We start from the raw sequence: 22,337 nt of genomic DNA on the forward strand, positions 1-22,337 counted from the left end.
CAGATATATTCCAAATTTTTAGGGTATAGCGTCATTAGTGAACGACGGCAGGTTCCTGCCCGTTTTCGCTTTCCATGGGCAGCTTTGCGGTGAACCAAGCACTTGTTCCGCCAGCAATATTTTTCGCCTGGTATCCGTTCTGGCGCAGGTATTCAGCCGCACGATTTGAGCGCCCACCACCGTGGCAGATTACATAGAATTCTTCATCTTTGCCGGGCAGCTCTGCAAGTCGTTCGGTCAGCGTTCCTAGGGTGATGTGCTGGGCACCAGCAACGTGGCCGCCTTCCCATTCGTAGTCTTCGCGCACATCAATAATCTTGGCACCGGCAGGAACATCGGCAGGGGTTACCTGGGGTACGTTATTCATGGATTCTCCTCTGTAGTCTCGTGAGATACATTATCAACTCTACAAAATTTTGAGGTCATAAGGCACGCGCGCGTGCACGCAATACACCCCAGCCCCACCATTAGACATGAGATTTCATGCAGAGTAAATACGGAATTTATGCCTAATTTCTGCACAAACATCTGTATACATATGCATTTTACAGGTATACACTAAGGAAATATAACCTAGAACACTTCCGGTCTGTGTATTCTTGGGAGGCTTTATGGTAGCCACGCAACCAGCGGCGCATAAGCCGCGAACATTCTTTGGGCATCCGCCGATGCTCGCCAATCTTTTCACCGTGGAAATGTGGGAACGGTTCTCATTCTATGGGATGCAAGCTCTTGCTCTCTACTACCTGTACCACTCTATCGAAGACGGCGGATTAGGGATCCCCAAAGAAGCAGCCACCGGCGCTATGGGAGCGTATGGTGCAACCGTTTACCTCATGGCGATCCTCGGCGGTATTTTGGGCGACCGCGTCCTAGGCCCCGAACGCACCCTCTTTTATTCCGCTATCGGTATTATGGCGGGGCACATTGTCCTTGCGGTCATGCCCGGCGCAGCTGGCGTGATCACCGGTCTGCTTCTGGTCGCGATCGGTTCAGGGTGTCTCAAAAGCAGCGCATCGGTTCTGGTCGGTTCGCTCTACAGCAAAGACGACCCCAAACGCGAAGCGGGGTTCACGCTTTTCTATATCGGCATCAACATCGGTGCGCTTTTAGGCCCGGCACTAACCGGCTGGGGATGGGGTTGGCTAGGCTTCCACTTCGGCTTCGGAATCGCGGCTATCGGCATGGCGGCCGGGCTTATTCAATATGTACTCACTCGCAAGAACCTGCCCGAGTCGGTGCACGAGGTAACCGTTCCTTTCACCCCACGTCAGAACGGTATTCTAGCCGGTGTTCTGGCAGGTATAGCTCTCATAACATTCCTGCTGGTCATGATGGGCTGGATGACTACAGGCAACCTCGCCACGTGGGTGGTAAGCGCCGTCGGCATCGGGGCCATAGCTCTCTTTATTCAGTTGCTCACCGCCAAGAACGTAACCAACACCGAACGCTCGCGGGTGTGGGCGTTTATTCCCCTCTGGATTGCCAACGCTATTTTCTGGGCGCTCTACCAGCAGCAGTTCACGGTCATTCCCATCTATTCTGATGAGCGACTCGACTGGCATATTCTGGGCATGGATCTTCCTCCGACCCTCGTCAATTCCCTTGCCCCTATTTTCGTGATTCTTCTGGGGGCGGGGTTCGCCGCCATGTGGACGAAATTGGGCGATCGGCAGCCGCGCACAACCACCAAGTTCTCACTCGCGCTCGTGATTATCGGCCCGGCATACTGGGTTTTCCTCACGCAGGTGGGTGTCTCTCGCGTGGCGGTCTACTGGATGGTTATCATCATGTTCATCTTCACTGTTGCCGAGCTTACGATTTCGCCCACGGGTATGGCGCTGACCACCAGGCTCGCGCCCGAAGCCTATAAGGTGAACATGATGGCGCTTTACTGGACCTCGCTGGCGATGGGTACCGCATTCGCGGGTTGGTGCGCGCAGTTCTACAGCCAAGACACTGAGGCTTCTTACTTTGTTTGGGTGGGTGCCGTTTCGGTTATTGCTGGTATTGTCCTCTTCCTCTGCCGTGCACCCATCCAGAAACTTATGCGCGATGTGAGGTAGTATTCCGTTTTAGGCATATATAGCGGTGGGTGCATCTTCAACACTTGAAGATGCACCCACCAGTTTTAATTTCTGTGGTTTGACTTGGGTATATGCCGCCTACGTTATATTCCAGGAGGGGTATAGAGCCTCTCACAACATGATTATTCAGCCTGGATGCGCCGCCCGGCACGCGCCGCGAATGCATCAAGCGCATCGTTAAGGTGAGGAACCGTCCATACGCGCTGACCCGCAACAAAGGTTTTCTCACGGCGTATCACCCCCGCTTTCTCAAGGGTTGCGATAATGCGGTATATCGTTGCCGGTGCCACAGACGTATTCTGCTCCACCATCTGTACCGTAAAAGCCGGTTCGGTGCAGCAAAAATCGGCGACCGCCTTCAAAGCGGATGTTGTTCGACGTGCTGTTCCCAGAATTTTATCGCGCAATCCGGAGATATCCTCTGCCAGAATACGAGCGTTCTCGACAGCAGCATTTGAAGCTTGAATAAAGCACCGGATCATAGGCTCTATATCTCCAGCGCGGTATGCGGTAAGCGCCGCAATATAGTCTGCGACGTCATGCAGAAGCCCCGAAGAAATTGGCAGCACAACATGTTCGGTGACTCCACGGGCCATGAGCAAAGCCGAAATAAGCGCCCGACCGGTACGCCCATTCCCATCAGTAAAAGGGTGAATAGTCTCAAATTGTGCATGAGCGATGGCAGCCTGCACCAGCGGGTCAAGATCACGACGCGCCATAAATTCAACGAGGTCATTCATGGCGGCGGGTACTAGCTTCCAGTGCGGTGCCACATAATCTGCTGTTACAGGCGACTGCCCGCCAACCCACACCCACTGTTGGCGGAATTTCCCGGCGTCATCTAGGGTGCCAGCCGTCAATTCATGGTGCATATGCACGATAGATTCAATGGTCAGGCTCTCTGCCGCCCCTAAAGCTGCCTGCATGGCGCGAACATTGCGTGCCACCAACTCGGCATTATGCCCCACGGCAGAGCTGGAAGCGCCCACCACCGCCAACGATAACCTACGTGCTGAAACCGTCAGGTTTTCAATCTGCGAACTTGATGCCGATTCACCCCGCAAAAGCACCGCCGCAAATGGCACACCACCTAACGCCGCATGCTGCTCGTCGAAGCGAGTAATCGTGCGCGTGCAGTCCTGCACCAGAGTATGTAGCTGCGGGGAAAGCTGAGGTGTTTGCTCGGCGATGCGCGGTGTAACGGCACTTTTAAACTCGCCAGTGTTCCGCTGACGAGCACGACGGGATACGAGTGGGTCACGATGCTGCCACAGAGGCTGCTGTTCCCAATCAAGAGAAGCCCATGAGATGGCTGGCATACCCCACGCTCCTTTCTGCTGCATGATAGGGAATGCCCTAAAAAATGAGGTAAGTACGGGCAGTTAATGAGAATTTGAACCTCTATTTTCTCATTAAGAATACTATTGAGAAAATAGAGGTCTCATTTCTCGCTAGGGCAAGCTACTGCACGCTATTTAGCCAGCAGGGGCATAAGGGCAGAATAAGCCCCTCATCAGCAGATCTGACAAAACACGTATTTTCACTAGTCAGATAGTAAATAGAGGCATTCTACGCTACCAAAAGTCAGCCAGTTACGCTACCAAAAGTCAGGTTTTGCTCGCTGCGTATCCTAACCGTCAGGATCTTAAACCCGCCCCGAACATTAGACGCCGTATAAATATTCCCGTCACCGCTGTAACATGACGTTTTGTGTCTCCGCATTACTTCATGTGACGGGTGAAGGGTTCTTAAATCTTCGTTTTAGGACTCATAGCGAAAAACATTATGCGCCGCGCCCGCGACCGGTTTAGGGTATATGCCAGACCCGCCGCACAGGCAGGTAAAAGACAACGTCCTATCTAAGGAGAAAACAGACATGGCACTGTACCTGATCGAGCTGACCCCAGCAACCGCATCCAAGGACGAGGCAACCGCACTCATCGAAACCGTTTCTAACTCCCTGAACGAAGGCGCGGAGCTCATCGAAACCCAGGTTTCCGCCGATCACAAGCTGATCTTCGCTATCATCGAGTCTGAGAATACCGCGTTCGCACCCGCCCTCACTGCGGCCATTGGCGAGCGCGCATCCGTGGTTGGCCCCGACGAGGTTCGCTTGGTGGGCGCAGAACTCGACGACATCAAGAAGCTCAAGAAAGATGCAGACTACCTGGTTGAGTGGGATATTCCCGCCGAAATCACAATGGAGCAGTACCTGACTCGCAAGAAGGCGAACGCACCCAAGTACGCCGAGGTGCCCGAGGTTTCCTTCCTGCGAACCTATGTGCGTGAGGATACCGCCAAGTGCCTGTGCTTCTATGACGCACCCGATGAGGATGCGGTACTTCGCGCCCGCAAAGCCGTGAGCACCCCCATCGACCGTCTCTTCAAGCTACACGCATAAGCACACCTGCACATTGCATATAGGAGCTCTCTACCATGTCTGAATTCACTCTTGAACCTCTTGAGGATTATCCTCAGCGCGAGCGCGTGCTTGCGCTTGCCGCCGAACACGCAGATGCCGTCGATGCCGGTGAGCGTTCCCCGTTTGAGAATCTGCGCGAGATTGCGAAGGATGGTCTGCTGACTCTGGGGCGCACCGGGTCTTTGCTTCCGCAGGTTTCGGTTGCTTTTGACCTTGCTTCGCAGGATGCGACAACCGGGTTCTCGCTGTGGGCGCATCGTTCTACGATTGCGTTCTTTGATGCGGTGAACCGTGAGCTGCCCGAGGGTTTGGCTGAGGCCACGACGAGCGGTACGAGCGCGATGGCGGCAGCGTATAAGGAGGCTTCGGGGCTTGCACCGATCAAGGTTTTGGGCACTTTGGTAGAGGGCGGTGTGAAACTCAACGGCACGGTGTCGTGGGCTTCTAACCTGTACCCGGGCGGCGTGATTGTGCTGCCGGTAGCTGTGCAGAATGCGCAGGAGGGGCATCCGAACCGGTATATTGTGACGGTTCGCCAGGATGTTCCGGGGTTGAAGGTTGTATATCACCGTAACCTGCTGGCGCTCAACGGAACCGAGTCTGGCACGATCATTTTTGAGGATGTTTTTGTGCCGACCGAGGATATTCTGACCGATAATTTTGAGGGCTTCCTTAACGATGTGACCGCGCCGTTCTTGCTGGTGCAGTCCGCATTCTGCTTGGGTCTTGCCGCCGGTGCGCTGGTGGAGGCTTCGAAGCATCTTGAGGCTTCGCAGGGTATTTTCAGTTCTGAGTTCCCGCTGATTGTAGGCGAGTACGAGAGCTTGCGCGATGAGCTGGTGCGTTTGGCGCGTGAGCCGCAGCGTGCCGAGCGTCGCGATTTGTTGAGCTTGCGTCTAGGTGTTTCGCATCTGGCAACGATTGCTACGCATTTTGAATTGCAGGTTGTTGGAGGCGCCGGTTACGTTGCTTCCTCGCCGACTGCGCGGCGTTTACGTGAGGCTTCTTTCCTGCCGGTGCAGTCGCCGACTGAGGGACATCTGCGTTTCGAGCTCTCAAAGTACGACCACTTAGAGGATTTGCAGGCGGCACTGTAGCGGCAACCTGCCACCGCCTCCCCCAACCCTAAAAAGGCTCTTTATTTGAATAAAGCGGCAAAAAACACTCTTTATTCAAATAAAGAGCCTTTTTACAATGCGCACACCAGGCTCAACAGGTGTAAAATTACTGGGAATTTTGTCCTCACCTTCACCTGGAGATCGCATCCCATGAACACACAGAAATCCGGTTTTGGCTGGCGTCTGCACGGCGACGGCAGAAGTATTAAACCCGGCTCGGTCGTGGCGCCGAGCGAACGCCTCGCCTGGCCTATTACGATCGGCATCGGCGCCCAGCATGTGGTGGCGATGTTCGGCGCAACCTTCCTCGTCCCGCTGCTGACCGGTTTCCCGCCCGCAACCACGCTGTTCTTCTCGGGTGTGGGCACCGTCTTATTCCTGCTCATCACGCGCGGGCGTGTGCCTTCGTATCTGGGCTCTTCCTTCGCATTTATCGCACCCCTGGCGGCGGCGACAAACCAGCACGGCCCGGCGGGTGCGCTCGGCGGCATCGTCATGGCGGGCCTGTCGCTCTTCCTGGTGGGTGTTATTGTGCAGTTTGCAGGTACCGGCTGGCTGACGAAGCTCATGCCGCCCGTGGTGACCGGCGCGATCGTGGCGCTCATCGGCTTCAACCTGGCACCGAGTGCGAAAGCGAACTTCATGAAGGCGCCCATCACCGCGCTCGTAACCCTTATCTCGATTATCCTGATTTCGGTGCTGTTCAAGGGTATTATTGGTCGCCTCTCGATTCTGTTGGGCGTGATCATCGGGTATGTGACTGCGGTTGTGCGCGGCGAGGTAGACTTCTCGACCATCGAAAAGACCGTGCAGCAGCAGGGCATTATCGGTCTACCGCATTTTCAGAGCCCCGAGTTCCACTGGGAGCTTGCCGGGCTGTTTATTCCCGTGATTCTGGTGCTGGTTGCTGAGAATATTGGGCACGTGAAGTCGGTGGCGCTCATGACGGGCGAGAACCTGGATGAGTACTCGGGTCGCGCGCTCATGGCGGACGGTTTAGCGACCACTGTCGCCGGTTTTGGCGGCGGTTCCGGTACGACCACCTACGCCGAGAATATCGGTGTCATGGCGGCAACCAAGGTGTATTCGACGGCGGCATACTGGGTAGCCGCGATTTTCGCGATCGCTCTCTCGCTTTTCCCGGCGTTTGGCGCGGCAATTGCGACCGTTCCGGCGGGTGTTCTTGGAGGTGCCGCAACCGTGCTCTACGGCATGATCGGGATGCTCGGCGTGCGCATCTGGAGCGAAAACCGTGTGGATTTCTCAAATCAGATTAACCTGACGACCGCCGCTGTTGCACTGATTGTGGGCATCGCAGATTACACCTGGGAGTTCTCGGGCTTGTCGTTCGCGGGTATTGCACTCGGCACGGCGGCGACCTTGATTGTGTTCCACCTGATGACGTTCATCGCCAAACGCACTAGGGCGGCGGGCGACCCGCTGGAACCCTTCACTGACAGGGACCACGACGAGCTGGGACACTAACTGCTGGGCTTGCCCACAATCCCTTGAGTTCCGGGAGCGTTTTCTTCATTCGGGAGCGGTTAAAGTGCTCCCGAATGAAGAAAACGCTCCCGCTTTTTGTCCCATCAAGAAATATCAGTAGTTTGCCCTCCGGTTAGCAGCGTCCTCATGAGCATGAGCAACAACGAGCTTGAAGTTCTCTTCGGAGTCCTTCATGTACTCAACTGCGGGGCGATTATCGTAGAATTTCGACGGACGAGCAAGCCAAAAAGCTACACCCCACTCGGTAAGACCGCTATCTAACAATATTTTAATAACCTGCCGAACCTGCGGATCCACTGCCCCGTCTTTGAACTGAAAAACCGGATATCCGTTACGCCCCGCCTTGTTTTTGAGGCGCAGAATATTGTTCTTGCGCACCCTATCGTTGAGGGCCTGCAGACTGATGCCGCCAAGGTATTCGCGGGTGCTGCGGCTGTCCTTCACCTTGCCAATATACTTCCCAGACCCCCGCGCACCCTTGCGCACTTCAACCGTATGCGAGAGCGCGTTCGAGAGCTCCTGCATAGACTCGGCAGTGGGAGTGATTTCACCCCGATCGATCTGTTCACGGATGCGCCGCTCAGTATCGTGTAGAACACCTGTGATGAACTCTTCGGTCGCTAAACTCTTAGGCATGATGCACTCCTTCCCTTGTACACACCACCCTATCAGCTTTATATGGCTTTATAAAGCTGATAGGTGCAAGAATTCTTGCACTCGGCAATGTTAGAGTGGGAAAGATGAAGACGAAATCGAACTACCTCATGACCCTACTCATTATTATGTGCGGATTGGATCTTCTCGACTGGAACATAAATATCCCTGAATACGTAACAGTTCCGACAGTTCTCATCATCTTCATTCTTGTCTTTGCAAAAATTGTATACGACTTCTGTGTTACTAAAAAAATAGCTCTTAACCGTGCGTACCCTATAGATTTTCAGACTTCAAGTTCTTATCAAGAATTTGGTAACTTGCGCTTAGAGCCACCCCTTGAATCATAATAAGCATAATGAAAAACAACTTAACTGTCTAGAAGTAAGCGTGATTGCCTAGTTAGAATAATTAAATTAATACAGAACTTTACCCTGCACTCATTAGCCACACTCCCATCAACCGTCTGAAAATATTTTGAGTACAATCATCTACTCTGATACCAAGCAGTAATGAGACTGCCACTTCAAATTTTTCGCTTTAGATTATATAATGTATCCTTTAATGATTAAATAGTTAAGAATGTATTGGCGGAGGTAAAATATTACCCCCGCCAATACTCGATTGCTTAAGCTTTAACATGGAACCGCAAAATTACGGTATACGATTAGCACGGATCCGTAGCATACGCGAAAGTTATAGCACCAATGGCAGGATCTGCAAATAGCCTGGTTTCTCCAGGAGTAACACATATATCCCGTTCAGCATATGTATGTTGAACCTTAACACCCATATTGCCATCACCACAGTGGTTATAAGTTCCGGCTTCAGCATATTCATCCGGAAACCACCACGTTTCATCGGCGGTCCATCCACACGGGGACGCCGCATGAGCCGGAGCAGCAGAAACAAAACCTGATATTGCAAAAAATGTAGAAGTGATCAGAGCCGCAGCAAATATTTTGGACTTACTCTTCATGAGAAATAAAGCCTCCTAACATGAGCCTATTGCGTATGCATTAGAAATTTTCTTATGCATACTCGTGAACCCAAGACGTGTGTCACCCGGCTGAAGACAAAGCTCTTCCCCTCCTTGTGCTGTATCCACGTGGACTTTAACATTGGAGCCGTCATTAGTACAGTGCCCATAGTGTGCAATTTCTCGCTTGCCTCCGAATGGATCTACATCGAAAAAGCCAAAAATTGACAAATGCGCCCACGAGTCATGCTCTTCCCACTCAGTAAAGTACCCACAAGGATGAGAATGTGCTGGTGGCGAAAGCACCACAAGTACACCGCCAGCTAGGGCAGGTGCAAGAACAGAAGCTATAAGCCTTTTACCCTTCAACTTTAACCCTCCAAAATGAATGTTATAATAAAAATATGAAGACAAAAACAGACTATCTAATGGCGTTCCTTATTGTTATCTTTGGATTGGATATATTGGATAGGCATACAGATATACCCCAATACATACTAGTTCCAATAATCCTTTTCATCATTGTAGTTGTGTTTGTGCAGATCGTTTATTATTCCTTTTTCAAAAGGAAAAACTCGGATGATGAGTATAAAAAATAACTCTGATTCTCGATATAGGCATATTTTTGACCCGTGTCAAATATCTGGCAAAAAATAAAAGTAAATTTTATCTACACAAATACTTAACTTTAATTTAAATATTAAGCATGTCAGCTTTATATAAATTTATTTCACGATCTATAGAGGCATTTCATAATGCTATGCTTATACTCCAAGGGTTCATGCATTATCTATACTTTAAAAATATATTTATATTTTATCGCTAAATAACTCTCTGAAATACACCGCTTATCATAAACTTCTAATCCCTCAGTTCCCGCACTGCTTGTGTTGCACGCTCAAAACGTGGGCGCATCACAGAGGCGCTGGGCGCATCCACCCCATAGCCGCGAGCGCGTTCCGGGGCACGTTCCAGCAGAGGAGCTACGGTTCGCAGCCAGCCGTGCGCATCCTGCTCAGATACTCCAAAAAGAGAAAGCGAATCTTTAGAGACAAGCGCAGAAGGTTCATATGAGGGATCGCCGAAGAGAGCCAGCTGATGGGTATCACCGTCAGGGGTTGGATTCATATCGAAACACGGGGCTATTCCCCATTCACGCCCAAACCGCAAAAACCCGTGGTTACGCAAATGGTCGTCGGTATTCCCCACAAGCACCCCAAGCATAGCGCGCTTCCACAGCTGCTCGGTATCTGCGCCTTCTTCTCGGGCATATTCCACCACATCGACCCAGTCCCCGCCATCGCCGTCGGACGCTTCCAGTGCCGTCATCGCAGAAATATAGGGGATGCGCTGCCGACTGTCCTGCAGGCGGTCAAAACGACGCGCCACATAGATATGCCGATCTTCACCATTAATATCGGTAATTTTCAGCAGGCGCGCTTGCGGCACGATAATACCCAGATCAGCGCCCAGGCGGTTGAGAGTGTACTCCCACCCCATGAGATCCCACTCATCACCCACAGGCTTAGGAAACTTTGCGAGCCACAACTCGCCATTGATCAGCACATTTGCCTTTGGGCAGGCGCCGCCTAGCGAGCCGGTAGCACGGAAAAGACGCCGCGCCTGAATATCATCTACGGCAGACGGATCAAGCTCTATAGCATCCGCTGTCGTCAGCAGTTCGGGCAAATCCAGCTCATGGGGTATACCCGTACCATCGGAGCTTAACGGGGTATCGTCTATCCAATATCGTAAAGACCCCTGCCGCCCGGCATCATCTACCCCCAGAAGATAGTCGAACTCACTGAGCGAGGTGCGTTTTCGTGCACGCTGCAAGAGTTTACGTCCCCACCTGTCAGGGGCAGAATCGCTCAGCCCGCCCAACCCATCAAGGGGCTGTGCGCCAGCAACAAGAGGGAGCGATGGGGCAAGAGCGTAGGCGGCAGGATTCGCTAGATATGCTGCATCGTAGTGAAATACTCCGGTTCCACGGTTGATGAAAAGACGACCAGCGATTACCTCACGGTCGCCTGCCACTGTCGTAACCTGCACTGTTTCACTCATAGTTACCAGCCCATTTCGCTTTTAGGGATGCGCACCGACTTGGGTAGTTTTTCGCTGGCACGCAGGCGGCCGACATCCGTGAGGTACGGGTCGGTAGCGGTGACGACCGCATCCAGCATGCCGAGCACCCGCAGCACACGAAAAAGTACGTCAGTACGCACCGATTCGCCCTGCTCAATGCGCCGCAGGGTCACGGTCGTAATGTCTGCACGTTGCGCAACCATCTGGGCGGTCAGACCCATCAGTTTGCGTTGGATGCGCAGCTGCTCGCCTATCGTCCGCGCGGCCCGGCGCACTTTGGTGGGAATATACGCCATAATCTCCATACCCTCATATAGAAAGAATTATTTCTAGTATAAGCGATAATAGAAAGAATTATTTCTATATAGACGACCGTTTCATGCCCAGTACGTACTTTCGACGGCTCCCTCATCCAAAAAAATACGCCTCTCATCCAAAACTTTTTAGATGAGAGGCAAAAATTTAGATGAGGATTTGAATGAGGCCGCATGGCATGCAGTCGCGAGGCTACATCGCTCGGTACTGTGCCTCACCGCGCCCCCGAAGCATCGACTCGATCACCTGCGCCACGCCGTCTTCCCCGAAGGGCGGGCAGGTGCGCCCCACCTTCTTAATCAGCGCAGGCTCGCCGGATGCCATCGCATACCCGCGACCCGCCCAGCACAGCATTTCGGCATCGTTAGGCATATCGCCAAAAGCCATCACCTCATGCGCCTCAATACCGTGCCTTGCGGCAAATTGGGCGAGAGTGCGCCCCTTATTCACGGTCTTCGAGCCCATCTCGATCAGCGGCTCGCCCACAACCCCGCGCGTGACCGACACCAGCTCACCCACGGTCTGCGCTACACGCACATGCAGAATATCGGGGTCCATACCAGGCACCCGAACCAGATATTTAATGATTGGAGTATCGCCGAGCGCCACGAATGCCTCCGCCATAGAGGATTCAACCACGCGAGCGCCCTCAAGCACGTCTCCCCCGTCGTGCGGACCCTGAATGTAGACGGTATCTACGGTTTCGAGGGTGTAGGTGACCTCGGGGAATATCGGCTCAAGCCGAGTGTGGGCACGCTCGATCACAGCGGGTTCGGCGCCGTTAACCGCCTCTACTTCGTTGGCGCCCAGATGATACACTACGGCACCGTTCGAGCAAATGGCGTAGGAGTCAAAATCGGTTTGTTCCCGCAGCGGGGTAAGCCAACGGCTCGGGCGCCCAGTCACGAACACGATGTCGATGCCCGCCGCACGCGCCGCCTCTAGGGCGTGCAGGGTGCGGGGGCGAAAACGAAAATCAGGCCCGATGAGCGTGCCGTCCAGATCGCTGGCGATGAGCTTAATCATGCGAGAATAAGCGCCTACTCCGCCGGTTCTGCGTAGGTGACGGTTAAGAAGGCGCGCGCGATGCCGTGGAAGAAGAGGTTGAAGTTCACGACGGCGGGCGAGGTGTTTTCGTCTACCTCAAGTTCGGGTACGTCCACGGCAGTCACGCAGAATATGTAGCGGTGCGGCCCGTGCCCTGCTGGAGGTGCAGCACCCACGAATCCGGGGGTTCCGGCGTCGTTGCGATGCGCTATCGCCCCGGCGGGAAGCGCCGCGCCACCCTGACCGCCGACGATAGCGCCCGCGTTGGTCTCAAGCGCGGTAACCGATGCGGGGATGTTTGATACGGTCCAGTGCCAGAACCCGCTGGGGGTGGGCGCATCCGGGTCGTAGCAGGTGACAACGAAGGATTTGGTCTCTTCGGGGAATCCCGACCAGCTCAGCTGCGGAGACTGATCCTGCCCGCCGGGCACGCCGAAGAGCGCCGAGAGCATGGCGGTGGGCGCGGCGGCGCCGTTTTCAAGGTCGGTGGAGGTCAGGTTGAAGAGCGGCAGGTCGGGCAGCCCGGCGTAGGGTTCACGCGGCAGGGGTGCGGTGCCGAGGTTGTTAGTCACGGTAGTCCTCCTCGTTTGGTTGGGTGGCTGACTTAGCCGTTGAGTACGGCGTTAAGTTCTTCGCGGGTGGGCGGGTTCGCTCCGGAACGCGAGACGGTAATTCCCGCCGCCGTTGCGGAGAATCGTAGCAGATTTTGAATATCTTCGCGGGTGAGTGCGGCAAGTTTGGTGCGTGCTTGGGCACCGCTGATGCCTCTGTCGAGGAGTGCGGCGATCAGCGCCGCCATGAGCGAATCGCCCGCGCCTACGGTATCTGCGACCTCCACGCGATAGGCCGGTTCTTCAATCCCGTTGGGGTATGCACGGGTGTAGGCGATCGGCCCGCCTTCACCGCGGGTTATCACCATCAGCTCTACGCCGAGGTCGAGCCAGGCATGCGCGGTTTCTGCAAGGGAACGGTCAGGATATAGCCACATCAGGTCTTCGTCACTTGCCTTCACCACCGACGCGAGCGCAGCAAATTTTTCTGCCCAGCTCTGGGCGAGGGCACGGTCGCTAATAATGGTGGGGCGGCAGTTTGGATCGTAGCTGATGAGGGCGCTTTCGCGTGCCGCCGTGAGTGCTTGAGCAACCACGTGGGCGCCCGGTTCGAGCATCGCCCCGATAGAGCCGGTGTGCAGCGCTTCGCAGCTGGGGGCTAGGGCTAGAATGTCGTCGGCGTAGCTGTCGAGGCTCCAGTCGATATCGAATTCGTAGCGTGCCGCGCCGTCTTCCCCAATATACGCCTGCGCGGTTGAGGTTCGTGCGGCGCGCGGCTCGAAGGGTACCTGCACTTTGGATGCGCTCAGGTGCGCGGCGATGCTGGCGCCGTGTTCGTCGGTTCCGTAGTGGCCGATAAACCGGGTCTTGTGCCCTAGACGCGCGGCGCCTACGGCGACGTTGAGGGGAGATCCGCCGGGGTAGGCGTGCATGGGGGCATCGTTGCTGTGGACGACGTCTACGAGTGCTTCACCGATGACAGTTAACATGTCTCAATTCTACTCAAGGTTGCCTCGCGGTGGAGTGTGTTTCTGTGTGTTATCCCCGTTGTTTTCGCTTCTTGTGTGAGGGCTTGTGTGGGCTTTATTGGCTTCGGGCGTAGTGCATTGTGCAAAGCGTGCTAGATTTCACAGATTCGACGGCGTGAGGGAATAAAACCATTCGCCGCAGAGGTTAGACTTAAAGCAGAGTCGGTTGCGTGCTGCCCGATAAGCTGGGCATGCGCATCGGCGCGAACAACAAATTCCGACGAAGACGTCCATTGAGGAAGAAGGTCAAGAGTGACGACTCCCGAAAACACTCACGAGCAGTGGATTGCCCGCGAAACCCAGGCCGAAGAGATGATTCCCCTCATCGGTAAGCTAAACCGCGAGAACGGTGTAGTTCTTAATATTCACGGTCGCAGCCTGGTTAATAAGTCCGTTATTCAGCTGTTGCGCCTGCATGATGGTGCCGCGAAGGTTGATGGAACCCCGCTGAACCCCGAGCATACGCTAGAGCTGGTTCAGGCACTTTTTGACCTTAACCTTGGTCCCTGCTCGATCAACATTGCGGCTCTGCATCGCCAGCATGTTGATGCGGGCTCCCCCGACTTCTCCATGTGGTTGCCCGAGCAGGTTGGCGCATCGGTTGGTAAGAAGGGCGAGACCGTTAAGCAGCAGGATGTGGTGCTCTATGGTTTCGGGCGCATTGGCCGTCTGTTGGCGCGTATTCTGCTGGAGCGTTCCTCATCGCTGGGGGCAAACCTGCGTCTGCGTGCGGTGGTGGTGCGCAAGAATACCGAGAACGATCTTGAGAAGCGTGCTTCTTTGCTGGCGCGCGATTCGGTGCACGGTCCGTTCAAGGGCACGATTAAGGTAGATGCCGAGAACGACACCATTATTGCTAACGGTCTGCCGGTGCGTTTCATCTATTCGTCAGATCCGACCACTGTGGATTACACCGAGTACGGTATTGAGGATGCGCTTCTGGTCGATAACACCGGCCGCTGGCGCGATGTTCCGGGGCTGACCCAGCACCTTGAGCGCCCCGGTATTTCCCGCGTTCTGCTGACCGCTCCCGGTAAGGGCGATATGAAGAATATTGTCTTCGGCGTGAACGATAGCATCATTACCGACGACGATAAGATTCTTTCGGCGGCATCCTGCACGACCAACGCGATTACCCCCGCGCTGAAGGTTCTTGATGACGTGTACGGTGTGGAACGCGGTCACGTGGAGACCGTGCACGCTTTCACGAATGATCAGAACCTGATCGATAACTTCCACAAGGGTGATCGTCGCGGCCGTTCGGCGGTGCTGAACATGGTGATTACCGAAACCGGCGCGGCACGTGCTGTTTCTAAGGCACTCCCCCAGTTGGAGGGCAAGCTGACCGGTAACGCTATTCGCGTTCCCACCCCGGACGTTTCGATGGCTATTCTGAACGTGAAGCTGGCTAAGCCCGCCGGTTCTAAGGATGAGCTGAACGAGGTCTTCCGCCAGGTTGCCCTCAACGGTGAGCTTCGCCGCCAGATCGGTTACTCCGATTCGCATGAGGCCGTCTCCACCGACTTTGTGGGTTCCCGTAACGCAGGTGTCGTGGATGCGCTTGCCACCGTCGTCACCGACGACTCAGCCATCCTGTACGTCTGGTACGACAACGAGTTCGGTTACTCCTGCCAGGTAGTACGCGTGCTCGAACGCATGGCTGGCGAAGAAGCACCTTCGTACCCCACAAAATAAGGTTTGAGTAGTACATATAGCCGAATAGCTATATAACTTGATAAGAATATACGGGTGGCTCCCTGACATATTTTCAGGGAGCCACCCGTATATTTTTATGCGCCGACCTGCGAACAGAGCCACCTTTAAACCCCTGGTTTCACCACTTCGCGCGCATCGTCATTATGCATTATTCTCCGTTAATACTTTCCGCAAACTGGCGATAGCATTTAGGGCGGCGGGGAATCCTGCATAGACCGCTATCTGAATCATCAGTTCCACAAGTTCGTCTTGAGTGCCGCCTACATTCAAGAAGCCGTTGATATGAACATGCAGCTGAGGCACGCACGTTCCTAAAGCGCTGCACGCAGCCACAGAGACCAGTTCGCGTTCCCACAGGCTCAGCCCGGGTCGAGAATAAACATCGCCAAATGAGTACTCGACAATGTAGCGGCCTAAATCTGGTGCAATATCTTGAAGCGATTCAACCACAGCCTCGCCACCAGCTCCATCTACACGCTCAAGATACGAAGAGCCTACCTCGAAACGCTTGTCAGGCTCGGTGCTATGCGTATCTAAGTTCACGTCAATACCGCGTTCGGTGAAAACCTTACGGGCAACAGAGACGGCATTTAATGCAGCGGGGAAACCAGCGTATATGGTCACATGGATAAAAGTCTCGATAATCTGTTCAGGAGAACAGCCCACATTGAGGGCACCATTAATGTGGAATTCCAGCTGCGGAGCTGCATTCCCAAGTGCGGCCAGAGCAGATATGGTGATGAGCTGGCGGGCCTGATCGGATAAACCTTCCCGATCAAAAACATCTGCATACCCAAACTCCACGACAAACCGTTCTAAGTCAGGCGAAAAAGAAGCTAAGCTATCAAGAATAGATCCGTGAGGGTTCTGCTCTACCCGGGCAAGTACCTCTTTCCCACGCAGATAACGTTCATTGTTTTCAGCAGCCATAATCTTAACTACCTTCCTGGTGATGACATGATGCGATAGAGAAATCTGCATCCGATTCTATGCGGTCAGCTTTCACGTGATGCCGCCCTCCCTAATGCTTATGAGGGTATGCAGGCTTAAACCCTTACGCCCGACCGAAGACCTCGTTGAGGTGGGCAGTATAGTCAGCGATATACTGTTCGACCTGCGGATTTTTAATCACATCATTGCAAATAAAGGTGGGTAATTGGGTAGTCCCCAAGAACTCATTGGCTTTATGAAAATGCATGTAGAGGGCATCTACCCCGACTCCCTCGAAGAAGTCACCCTCCCGGATAAAAGCTTCGCGAGGCGCGTTCCATGTCAGCGACAGCATATGCCGCCGCCCCTGAAGAAGACCGCCCGTGCCGTATCCTTCAGTGGGGTTGGCGCTGCTGCGACCGTCATTAGCGTACAGGGTGCCCGCGCCGGTGGTAAACACCTCGTCCATATATTTTTTCACGGTCCACGGCTCATGCATCCACCAACCGGGCATCTGCCAGATGACCGCATCCATCCACTGGAATTTTTCTACTTCCTGGTGAATATCGTACCCGTCGTCAATCACAGTTTCTCGCACATGATGACCGAGCGCCGATAACGTATCACGGGCTGTTTGATGCAGGGTGTGGTTCAGGCGACCCGCCGAGTGTCCAAATGCTTTACCGCCGTCGATCAAAAGAATATTCACTGTAATTCACTCCTTAAACTCAACACCACGAGAACGGCTGGCTGTATTCCAGCCGCTTGTTCCACAGTACAGGGCTGCTACGCTGTGAATCAGCCCGTTTCTTGACATGAAACGGACTTTATTCCGGTATGCTCTCCACCATGTGGAAACGAATAGGCGGTATTCCAACCCGGACAGGGTACAGAATACCGCCGTATATACGCTATAGCAAGAGACCTTAAAATTACCGCTTACGGTAAATAACCCCGCGGTGGCCGCCTTCTAGGTCGAGACGGCGCTGCGGCAGACGGTCAAAAGTTGTACATCATCCACTGCTCACCGTCTATACGTGCACTGACAATGTATCGCCCGTCGTGCGGTGTGATGAGGCAGTCACCGTGGGCGTTGCTCTGCATACTCTGGTCTTCTAGGCGGGGTGCTGGGGCACAGTCCGCCGAAACCCGCATCAACAATCCACGTCCGGTTATCGAACATTACCTCAAGCAGCATATATGTGCGTGCACCGTATTCATCTGGTTTAGATCCTTAAACGTGACCGGTGAGCGGACGGGCGGGGTAGCCCAGGAGCATGAGCGCATCCAGCAGGAGTAGATTGAGTTCTTAACAGTAGCCCCCGCGCCGTTGCAGCACGAGTTTATAAAAGATACTGTCACTATCATGTGACACAGACTGACCCAGCGCGACGCTCAAGGTGTATGCACATTTAGGCGTCTTTAGGTTCTTTTCGTCACCAAGAACAAGGACCCGCTGAGCGTAACCAGTATTGAAATAAGGAGGATGAGAATATGTGAGATATTCCAGATGCCTCCGATACCGTAGAGCAGCATTCCGAGGGGAACCGCCACTGAAGAGACAATACTGTCTATATTGGCGAACGACTGCAGTTCATCCTGCTCTAAAGAGGTTTGCACCTTCACATCCCATGACACCGCAGCGGCGGATAAGGTCAAAGATGCGGCAAAGGTGCACATGAAGATCACGATAATCTGCGTTCCGTACCCGTACAGATAGACTTGAAGACCCAAGAGAACGGCGGTAGCCATAGCAAGGTAACGCCAGGAGATTTTCTTCCAAACACCCATCAGGATGCTTGCCGAACCTGCTATAGAGCCCAAAGCAAGGGAGGTTGCAACAGCGGCCCAGGATTCCTCATTCAAACGTGAAATCATCTGATGCGGGCCTTCAGCACCCGAAAACCCTAGAGCTAAAGAGATTAACGACCACGCAGCTATTCCCGCTACGATCCATCGGGGAAAACTAACTTTTGCCAGGGAGGAAGCACCGGAAGAAGACCCATGATCGTTGGCAGATGTTGATCCGTTTTGCCCTACAGCCTTCATGAGGAATATGAGTAAAAATATTCCGACCATAAAGGTAGCAGAGTCAATGAATAAGATAACGGGAAACCCGTAGACAAGATATATGAAGGTGGATACTGCGGGAGCTAAAATTCCAAAAGCATCCGTGAAAAAATTACTAAAAGCATTGAAGCTCGTAAGAATATCTTCGGCAACAAGTGTAGGAGTTAGCGTATACCTGGAAGGAACAAAGAAAGAAGTTCCCAATCCGTAAATGCATGATGAAATACACAGAGACAGTATGGAATTGTAGCCTGCTATGACCCAAATTCCGAGAATGAACTGTGCTAAGAACCTGATAACATCTGCGTATATCATGGTCCTGATAAGGGGGAGTATATTACCGTACCTGCGGTACAGCACTGACCCAAAAAGACGTGCACCCCAGAGACTCAATAGAACTGCAGTAAAGCCGTATCCGCTATTCTCAAGCTCAACGGCAGAGAGCGCAAAAGCAATCGGTATCATCGAATCACCAAGAGTTGAAATAACTATTGATGATAAGAAAATTGCCTCATGCTTACTATATTTAGCTATTTTCAACACAAGCAATGTCTTTCTTGATATAAAATTTTAAAATAATGGGTTTTCACCATAAGAAAACCCGCTGCATTATTCAAAAACATAAAATCCACGATATATTTCATGGCAACCTCCTCTAGAGTGATGCAGATCTATAATCTGCGTTGTAGATATATACTACATACACTGTCTCAGAACGTGCAAACGCTTACGCAGAGTTGAAATACCTCCACCCTGCGCGCAATATATCCCAGACATAAATATGCAACGAAGATAATATCCAGGAATACATACCCGAGTTTTATACAGATAAACGGCGGTATTTCGTGCTATATATCAAGCACGAAATACCGCCGTATATACGCTATAGCAAGAGACCTTAAAATTACCGCTTACGGTAAATAACCCCGCGGTGGCCTTCTAGGGTGAGGGTGGCTGGTGCCGCGTTGTTTTGCGCATCTACAAGCCCTTGATCCTGCGGCACGCGCACCATCGTGGTGCGATCGCTCGTATTCAGAGCCGCCCAGCCGTGCGTGAAAGCACGGGTCTGCACACTGTCCTGAGCCTCAATCTCACCGGATGCAGCCCCCAAGTCAAAGGACAGCTCGGGCGCGTTCGGAGTACCGTCATAGGCATCGTGCTGAGTTGCGTTGATGCCGGTGAAGCGACCGCCTCCAAAAACCCAGAACCCAGCCAGACCATACAGCAGATTCTCATCCGTGCCGCTAATCGGCGATGTCGAGTACCCGTGCGGGGTGCGCAAAATCGTGACCTTAGGAAGGGACTGCTGGGTATTCACAGCGCCGTAGGCATCGCCCGAGCGATCCTGCACCGCATTCAGCGTTACCAGACCTTCGGCACCGCGCCCAATATGGTTTCCCTGCATGGTGGCGTAGGCGCCGCTGAGGAATTCTTGTGCGCCCCAGCCGAGCCACACTTCCTCAAACCCGCCGCCGTAGGCACTATGGCTCTCCCATTTGCCCCAGCGCAGGCGCGATTCGGCAATATTAGGCACCAGGATTTTGCCGATCTTATTCAGCTCAATACCAGCGAAGGAGATCAAGAAATCGAGATGCTGCCGAATCGTGGTGATGCTTTCAACGCCCTGAATCGGCAGGTTCAGTCCGTAATAATCATTCTCTACGTCGTTATCAGCCATCACGCCGTCAAAGGGCGAGTTACGCAGTTCTTCCACCACGGAGTGCACCCACTGCCAGCGGTAGTCGGCACTCCACACCGCCATCTGGTAGTGCTGCCAGTACCCCGACCACTCGATCAGAGAGCCGTCTAGACGGCGGGCGAACAAATCCTTACCGGTTGTGTTCAGAAGATCTTGCGCATATTTATAAGAGACACCCGAAGAGTAAATGGGGCCGGGTTCATAGGCGCGACTGGAAGAAAGGCACTTATAGGCGAGCACCACCATATTAGGTGACTGCTCTTTGAGGTAGCGTGCCGCATCCAGCTCCCAGGGCTGCAGAATAGCTACCGCATAGTTCTGCGCCGCAAAGGCCAGCTGCTCTTCCGATATAGGGTCGCCGCCGTATCGAATCCAGGCACCAAATTTCCCGGGAGTGCCGGCTCGTAGAGAATTATCGCTCATTCTTCAATCTGCTCCGTAACTCGCTGAGGTATTTTACCTAGCTTACGGTATATCTGGTCATAACGGTCCATAACCAGGCGAAGTTGGAAGAACTTTACAACTCGGTTGTAAGCGTTAACACAGTACCGCTCGTAGATGCTGGGTTCCTCCATCATGGTGCGAAGCGCCTGCGTGAAGCCTTCAACATCGCCCGGAATGGTTAGAATACCGCAGTTACCTATTTCACTGCCATCCGAGGTGACCAGCACATCATCAATCAGCTGCGACATACCGCCCACGTCGGTACTCACCAGCGGAATGGATGCCGCCATCGCTTCCAGCGCCACAATGGGCTGACCTTCGTTGTAGCTGGGCATGAGCAGAACGTCGAAGCGGTCCAGCATTTCGCGCACCTTCACGGTGCCGTGGAAGGTAATGAAGTCGCCCATATTGAGCTCTTCGATCGTGCGCACGCACAACTCATAGTATTCCGGCATGTGGTTCTTCGGTCCGAGCACATCCAGGTGGAAGTTGTCGAGCCCGGCATCACGCAGCAGCGCAAGCGACTTCACGAGGTCTGTGAGCCCCTTAATGGGCACCACACGCGCAATAAACACGAACCGCCACATGTGCCCGCGACCCTCCGCCAGGATGCGCGCCCGGGCAGTCTGACGCCCCACATACGCCGGGTACACACTCTCGATGAGCATACCGTTTGGCAGCACGACCGCGCGGTCTTCTTCACCCTCGTTGTACTGGTCGATGGGCGCGCCGATGCCGCGCGCCTCCTCAATCGCCTTGGGGTACAGATAGGTCACCATATCGGCGCTGGGGTAGCAGAAACGTCCCATTTCCAGGAACCAGACGCACCACGCGGTCTCTTCGAGCGTGACGGGACCCAACTCGGGTTTATCGCGCGGCTCCTTCAGGAAGGCGTAATCCGTGGTGACGGGCTTGGCCATATTGCGTTCCAGCTTGGTGTTGATAGTATCGCGCACATACAGGTTGTGTTCGGTCAGCAGGAAGCTGGTGCCGTAATCGCGCGCACCCGCAGCGCCCAAAAGTGAGGCGTAGCCGGTGGTGTGGGCATGGTACACGCGGGCATAGGGCAGGCGCTCATGCAGCAGGGCGTACACGATAGAGACGAAGTTACGGATCTCCCAGAAGAGTTCGCCGAACGGAACCTGTGCGAGGAAGCCCCAGTTACCGACTGCCTCCATAAACTCGCGGGTGCCGGTGAGGGCGAAGAGTGAGTAGGTGCGGGTGCGGGGGTTAATTCCTTCATCGTAGAACGACCAGAGCGGGTTTACATCGCCGTGTATAAGAGCATCGAAAGCACTCATAAGTCTCGCCACCAGTTTCTTGCGTTGGCGACGATTCATCTTGAGGTTTTTCGGATTACATTCTTGGGCGAATTCTTCCTTATGCTCCTCTAGGCTCAGGTAGATCACCTTCACCCATTTGACGTTTTCGGGCATACCGTACAGGTCTTTAAGTTCCTGTTTACTATCCCAAGAAATATGAATAATTCCGAAGCTGATGCTCGGGTTTTCCACGATAATATCGTGAACCACTGCGGAAACCCCGCCCTTGAGGTAGGGGTAGGTCGATTCCATCACCAGCGCAACATCGACCTCAGGATAATCAGGGTCGGGTGTTCGGGGTCCCGGCGCGGGCAATTGCAGCGGGGCATAGTGGTTACGCATTGCGGTGTTTATCAATGTATAT

Annotated in this window: 21 protein-coding genes and 1 pseudogene; 5 read left to right on the forward strand and 17 right to left on the reverse strand. The window is 53.7% G+C overall.

The window, feature by feature from the left end; translation table 11 throughout:
- Window positions 1-34: 34 nt before the first annotated feature.
- The gene (locus HMPREF3164_RS09315) at window positions 35-367 is read right to left on the reverse strand and encodes a rhodanese-like domain-containing protein (protein ID WP_070450675.1); all 333 of its coding nucleotides are present in this window, start codon (window positions 365-367) and stop codon (window positions 35-37) included.
- Between the two features lie 244 nt (window positions 368-611).
- On the opposite strand from HMPREF3164_RS09315, the gene HMPREF3164_RS09320 reads away from it, so the two are divergent.
- Complete coding sequence (locus HMPREF3164_RS09320; RefSeq protein ID WP_070450677.1) at window positions 612-2,066, forward strand: peptide MFS transporter; 1,455 nt, start codon at window positions 612-614, stop codon at window positions 2,064-2,066.
- Between the two features lie 143 nt (window positions 2,067-2,209).
- Here the strand turns inward: HMPREF3164_RS09320 and HMPREF3164_RS09325 are convergent, their stop codons facing one another.
- Window positions 2,210-3,406, reverse strand: a complete 1,197-nt coding sequence (locus tag HMPREF3164_RS09325) for a Fic family protein (protein ID WP_070450679.1) — start codon at window positions 3,404-3,406, stop codon at window positions 2,210-2,212.
- A gap of 557 nt (window positions 3,407-3,963) precedes the next feature.
- Here HMPREF3164_RS09325 and HMPREF3164_RS09330 point away from each other — a divergent pair.
- The 3 genes from HMPREF3164_RS09330 (at window position 3,964) to HMPREF3164_RS09340 (ending at window position 7,112) form a co-directional block, all read left to right on the forward strand.
- Entirely contained in the window at window positions 3,964-4,488 is a 525-nt protein-coding gene (locus HMPREF3164_RS09330) for a DUF4242 domain-containing protein (protein WP_070450681.1), read from the forward strand.
- Window positions 4,489-4,523: 35 nt separating this feature from the next.
- Window positions 4,524-5,606: an acyl-CoA dehydrogenase family protein gene (locus HMPREF3164_RS09335; protein ID WP_070450683.1), complete on the forward strand. Its 1,083-nt coding sequence runs from the start codon at window positions 4,524-4,526 to the stop codon at window positions 5,604-5,606.
- A 171-nt stretch (window positions 5,607-5,777) separates the two neighbouring features.
- Window positions 5,778-7,112 (forward strand): uracil-xanthine permease family protein, encoded by a 1,335-nt coding sequence (locus HMPREF3164_RS09340; RefSeq protein WP_070450685.1) that lies wholly within the window; start codon window positions 5,778-5,780, stop codon window positions 7,110-7,112.
- 114 nt (window positions 7,113-7,226) lie between these two features.
- Here HMPREF3164_RS09340 and HMPREF3164_RS09345 read toward each other — a convergent pair whose 3' ends face one another.
- The 9 genes from HMPREF3164_RS09345 to HMPREF3164_RS11235 form a co-directional block, all read right to left on the reverse strand.
- A complete protein-coding gene (locus tag HMPREF3164_RS09345; RefSeq protein WP_006888496.1) occupies window positions 7,227-7,769 on the reverse strand; it encodes a hypothetical protein in 543 nt (180 codons plus the stop codon).
- 685 nt (window positions 7,770-8,454) lie between these two features.
- The gene (locus HMPREF3164_RS11095; protein WP_141744127.1) at window positions 8,455-8,766 is read right to left on the reverse strand and encodes a DUF6355 family natural product biosynthesis protein; all 312 of its coding nucleotides are present in this window, start codon (window positions 8,764-8,766) and stop codon (window positions 8,455-8,457) included.
- A 15-nt stretch (window positions 8,767-8,781) separates the two neighbouring features.
- Entirely contained in the window at window positions 8,782-9,075 is a 294-nt protein-coding gene (locus HMPREF3164_RS11575) for a DUF6355 family natural product biosynthesis protein (protein WP_371440324.1), read from the reverse strand.
- A 552-nt stretch (window positions 9,076-9,627) separates the two neighbouring features.
- The gene (locus HMPREF3164_RS09360; RefSeq protein WP_048753525.1) at window positions 9,628-10,830 is read right to left on the reverse strand and encodes a type II toxin-antitoxin system HipA family toxin; all 1,203 of its coding nucleotides are present in this window, start codon (window positions 10,828-10,830) and stop codon (window positions 9,628-9,630) included.
- A 2-nt stretch (window positions 10,831-10,832) separates the two neighbouring features.
- On the reverse strand, window positions 10,833-11,147 hold the full coding sequence (locus HMPREF3164_RS09365; protein WP_048753615.1) for a helix-turn-helix domain-containing protein: 315 nt from the start codon (window positions 11,145-11,147) through the stop codon (window positions 10,833-10,835).
- A gap of 211 nt (window positions 11,148-11,358) precedes the next feature.
- A complete protein-coding gene (locus HMPREF3164_RS09370) occupies window positions 11,359-12,192 on the reverse strand; it encodes an HAD-IIB family hydrolase (protein ID WP_070450687.1) in 834 nt (277 codons plus the stop codon).
- A gap of 14 nt (window positions 12,193-12,206) precedes the next feature.
- The gene (locus HMPREF3164_RS09375; protein ID WP_080513858.1) at window positions 12,207-12,785 is read right to left on the reverse strand and encodes a YbhB/YbcL family Raf kinase inhibitor-like protein; all 579 of its coding nucleotides are present in this window, start codon (window positions 12,783-12,785) and stop codon (window positions 12,207-12,209) included.
- Between the two features lie 32 nt (window positions 12,786-12,817).
- Window positions 12,818-13,753 (reverse strand): carbohydrate kinase family protein, encoded by a 936-nt coding sequence (locus HMPREF3164_RS09380; protein WP_070450689.1) that lies wholly within the window; start codon window positions 13,751-13,753, stop codon window positions 12,818-12,820.
- A 131-nt stretch (window positions 13,754-13,884) separates the two neighbouring features.
- Window positions 13,885-14,064 (reverse strand): hypothetical protein, encoded by a 180-nt coding sequence (locus HMPREF3164_RS11235; RefSeq protein ID WP_168160766.1) that lies wholly within the window; start codon window positions 14,062-14,064, stop codon window positions 13,885-13,887.
- Here HMPREF3164_RS11235 and HMPREF3164_RS09385 point away from each other — a divergent pair.
- On the forward strand, window positions 14,045-15,487 hold the full coding sequence (locus HMPREF3164_RS09385) for a glyceraldehyde-3-phosphate dehydrogenase (protein WP_048755381.1): 1,443 nt from the start codon (window positions 14,045-14,047) through the stop codon (window positions 15,485-15,487). The genes HMPREF3164_RS11235 and HMPREF3164_RS09385 overlap by 20 nt on opposite strands.
- Before the next feature lie 162 nt (window positions 15,488-15,649).
- On the opposite strand, the gene HMPREF3164_RS09390 is transcribed toward HMPREF3164_RS09385, so the two are convergent.
- The 6 genes and pseudogenes from HMPREF3164_RS09390 to pelF all read right to left on the reverse strand — a co-directional run bounded on the left by HMPREF3164_RS09390 (window position 15,650) and on the right by pelF (window position 22,315).
- On the reverse strand, window positions 15,650-16,438 hold the full coding sequence (locus tag HMPREF3164_RS09390; protein ID WP_048755382.1) for a carboxymuconolactone decarboxylase family protein: 789 nt from the start codon (window positions 16,436-16,438) through the stop codon (window positions 15,650-15,652).
- A gap of 124 nt (window positions 16,439-16,562) precedes the next feature.
- On the reverse strand, window positions 16,563-17,147 hold the full coding sequence (locus HMPREF3164_RS09395; RefSeq protein WP_013398083.1) for an NAD(P)H-dependent oxidoreductase: 585 nt from the start codon (window positions 17,145-17,147) through the stop codon (window positions 16,563-16,565).
- Window positions 17,148-17,519: 372 nt separating this feature from the next.
- Window positions 17,520-17,642: pseudogene (locus tag HMPREF3164_RS11580) on the reverse strand (hypothetical protein); the annotation flags it as partial.
- Between the two features lie 218 nt (window positions 17,643-17,860).
- A complete protein-coding gene (locus HMPREF3164_RS09400; protein WP_141744128.1) occupies window positions 17,861-18,973 on the reverse strand; it encodes an MFS transporter in 1,113 nt (370 codons plus the stop codon).
- Between the two features lie 439 nt (window positions 18,974-19,412).
- Window positions 19,413-20,630, reverse strand: a complete 1,218-nt coding sequence (locus HMPREF3164_RS09405) for a putative glycoside hydrolase (protein ID WP_013398084.1) — start codon at window positions 20,628-20,630, stop codon at window positions 19,413-19,415.
- Complete coding sequence (pelF, locus tag HMPREF3164_RS09410; RefSeq protein WP_048755385.1) at window positions 20,627-22,315, reverse strand: GT4 family glycosyltransferase PelF; 1,689 nt, start codon at window positions 22,313-22,315, stop codon at window positions 20,627-20,629. The genes HMPREF3164_RS09405 and pelF overlap by 4 nt, the downstream gene beginning before the upstream one ends.
- Window positions 22,316-22,337 lie beyond the last annotated feature (22 nt).

Source organism: Rothia sp. HMSC08A08 (assembly GCF_001808385.1).
Classification (GTDB): domain Bacteria; phylum Actinomycetota; class Actinomycetes; order Actinomycetales; family Micrococcaceae; genus Rothia; species Rothia dentocariosa.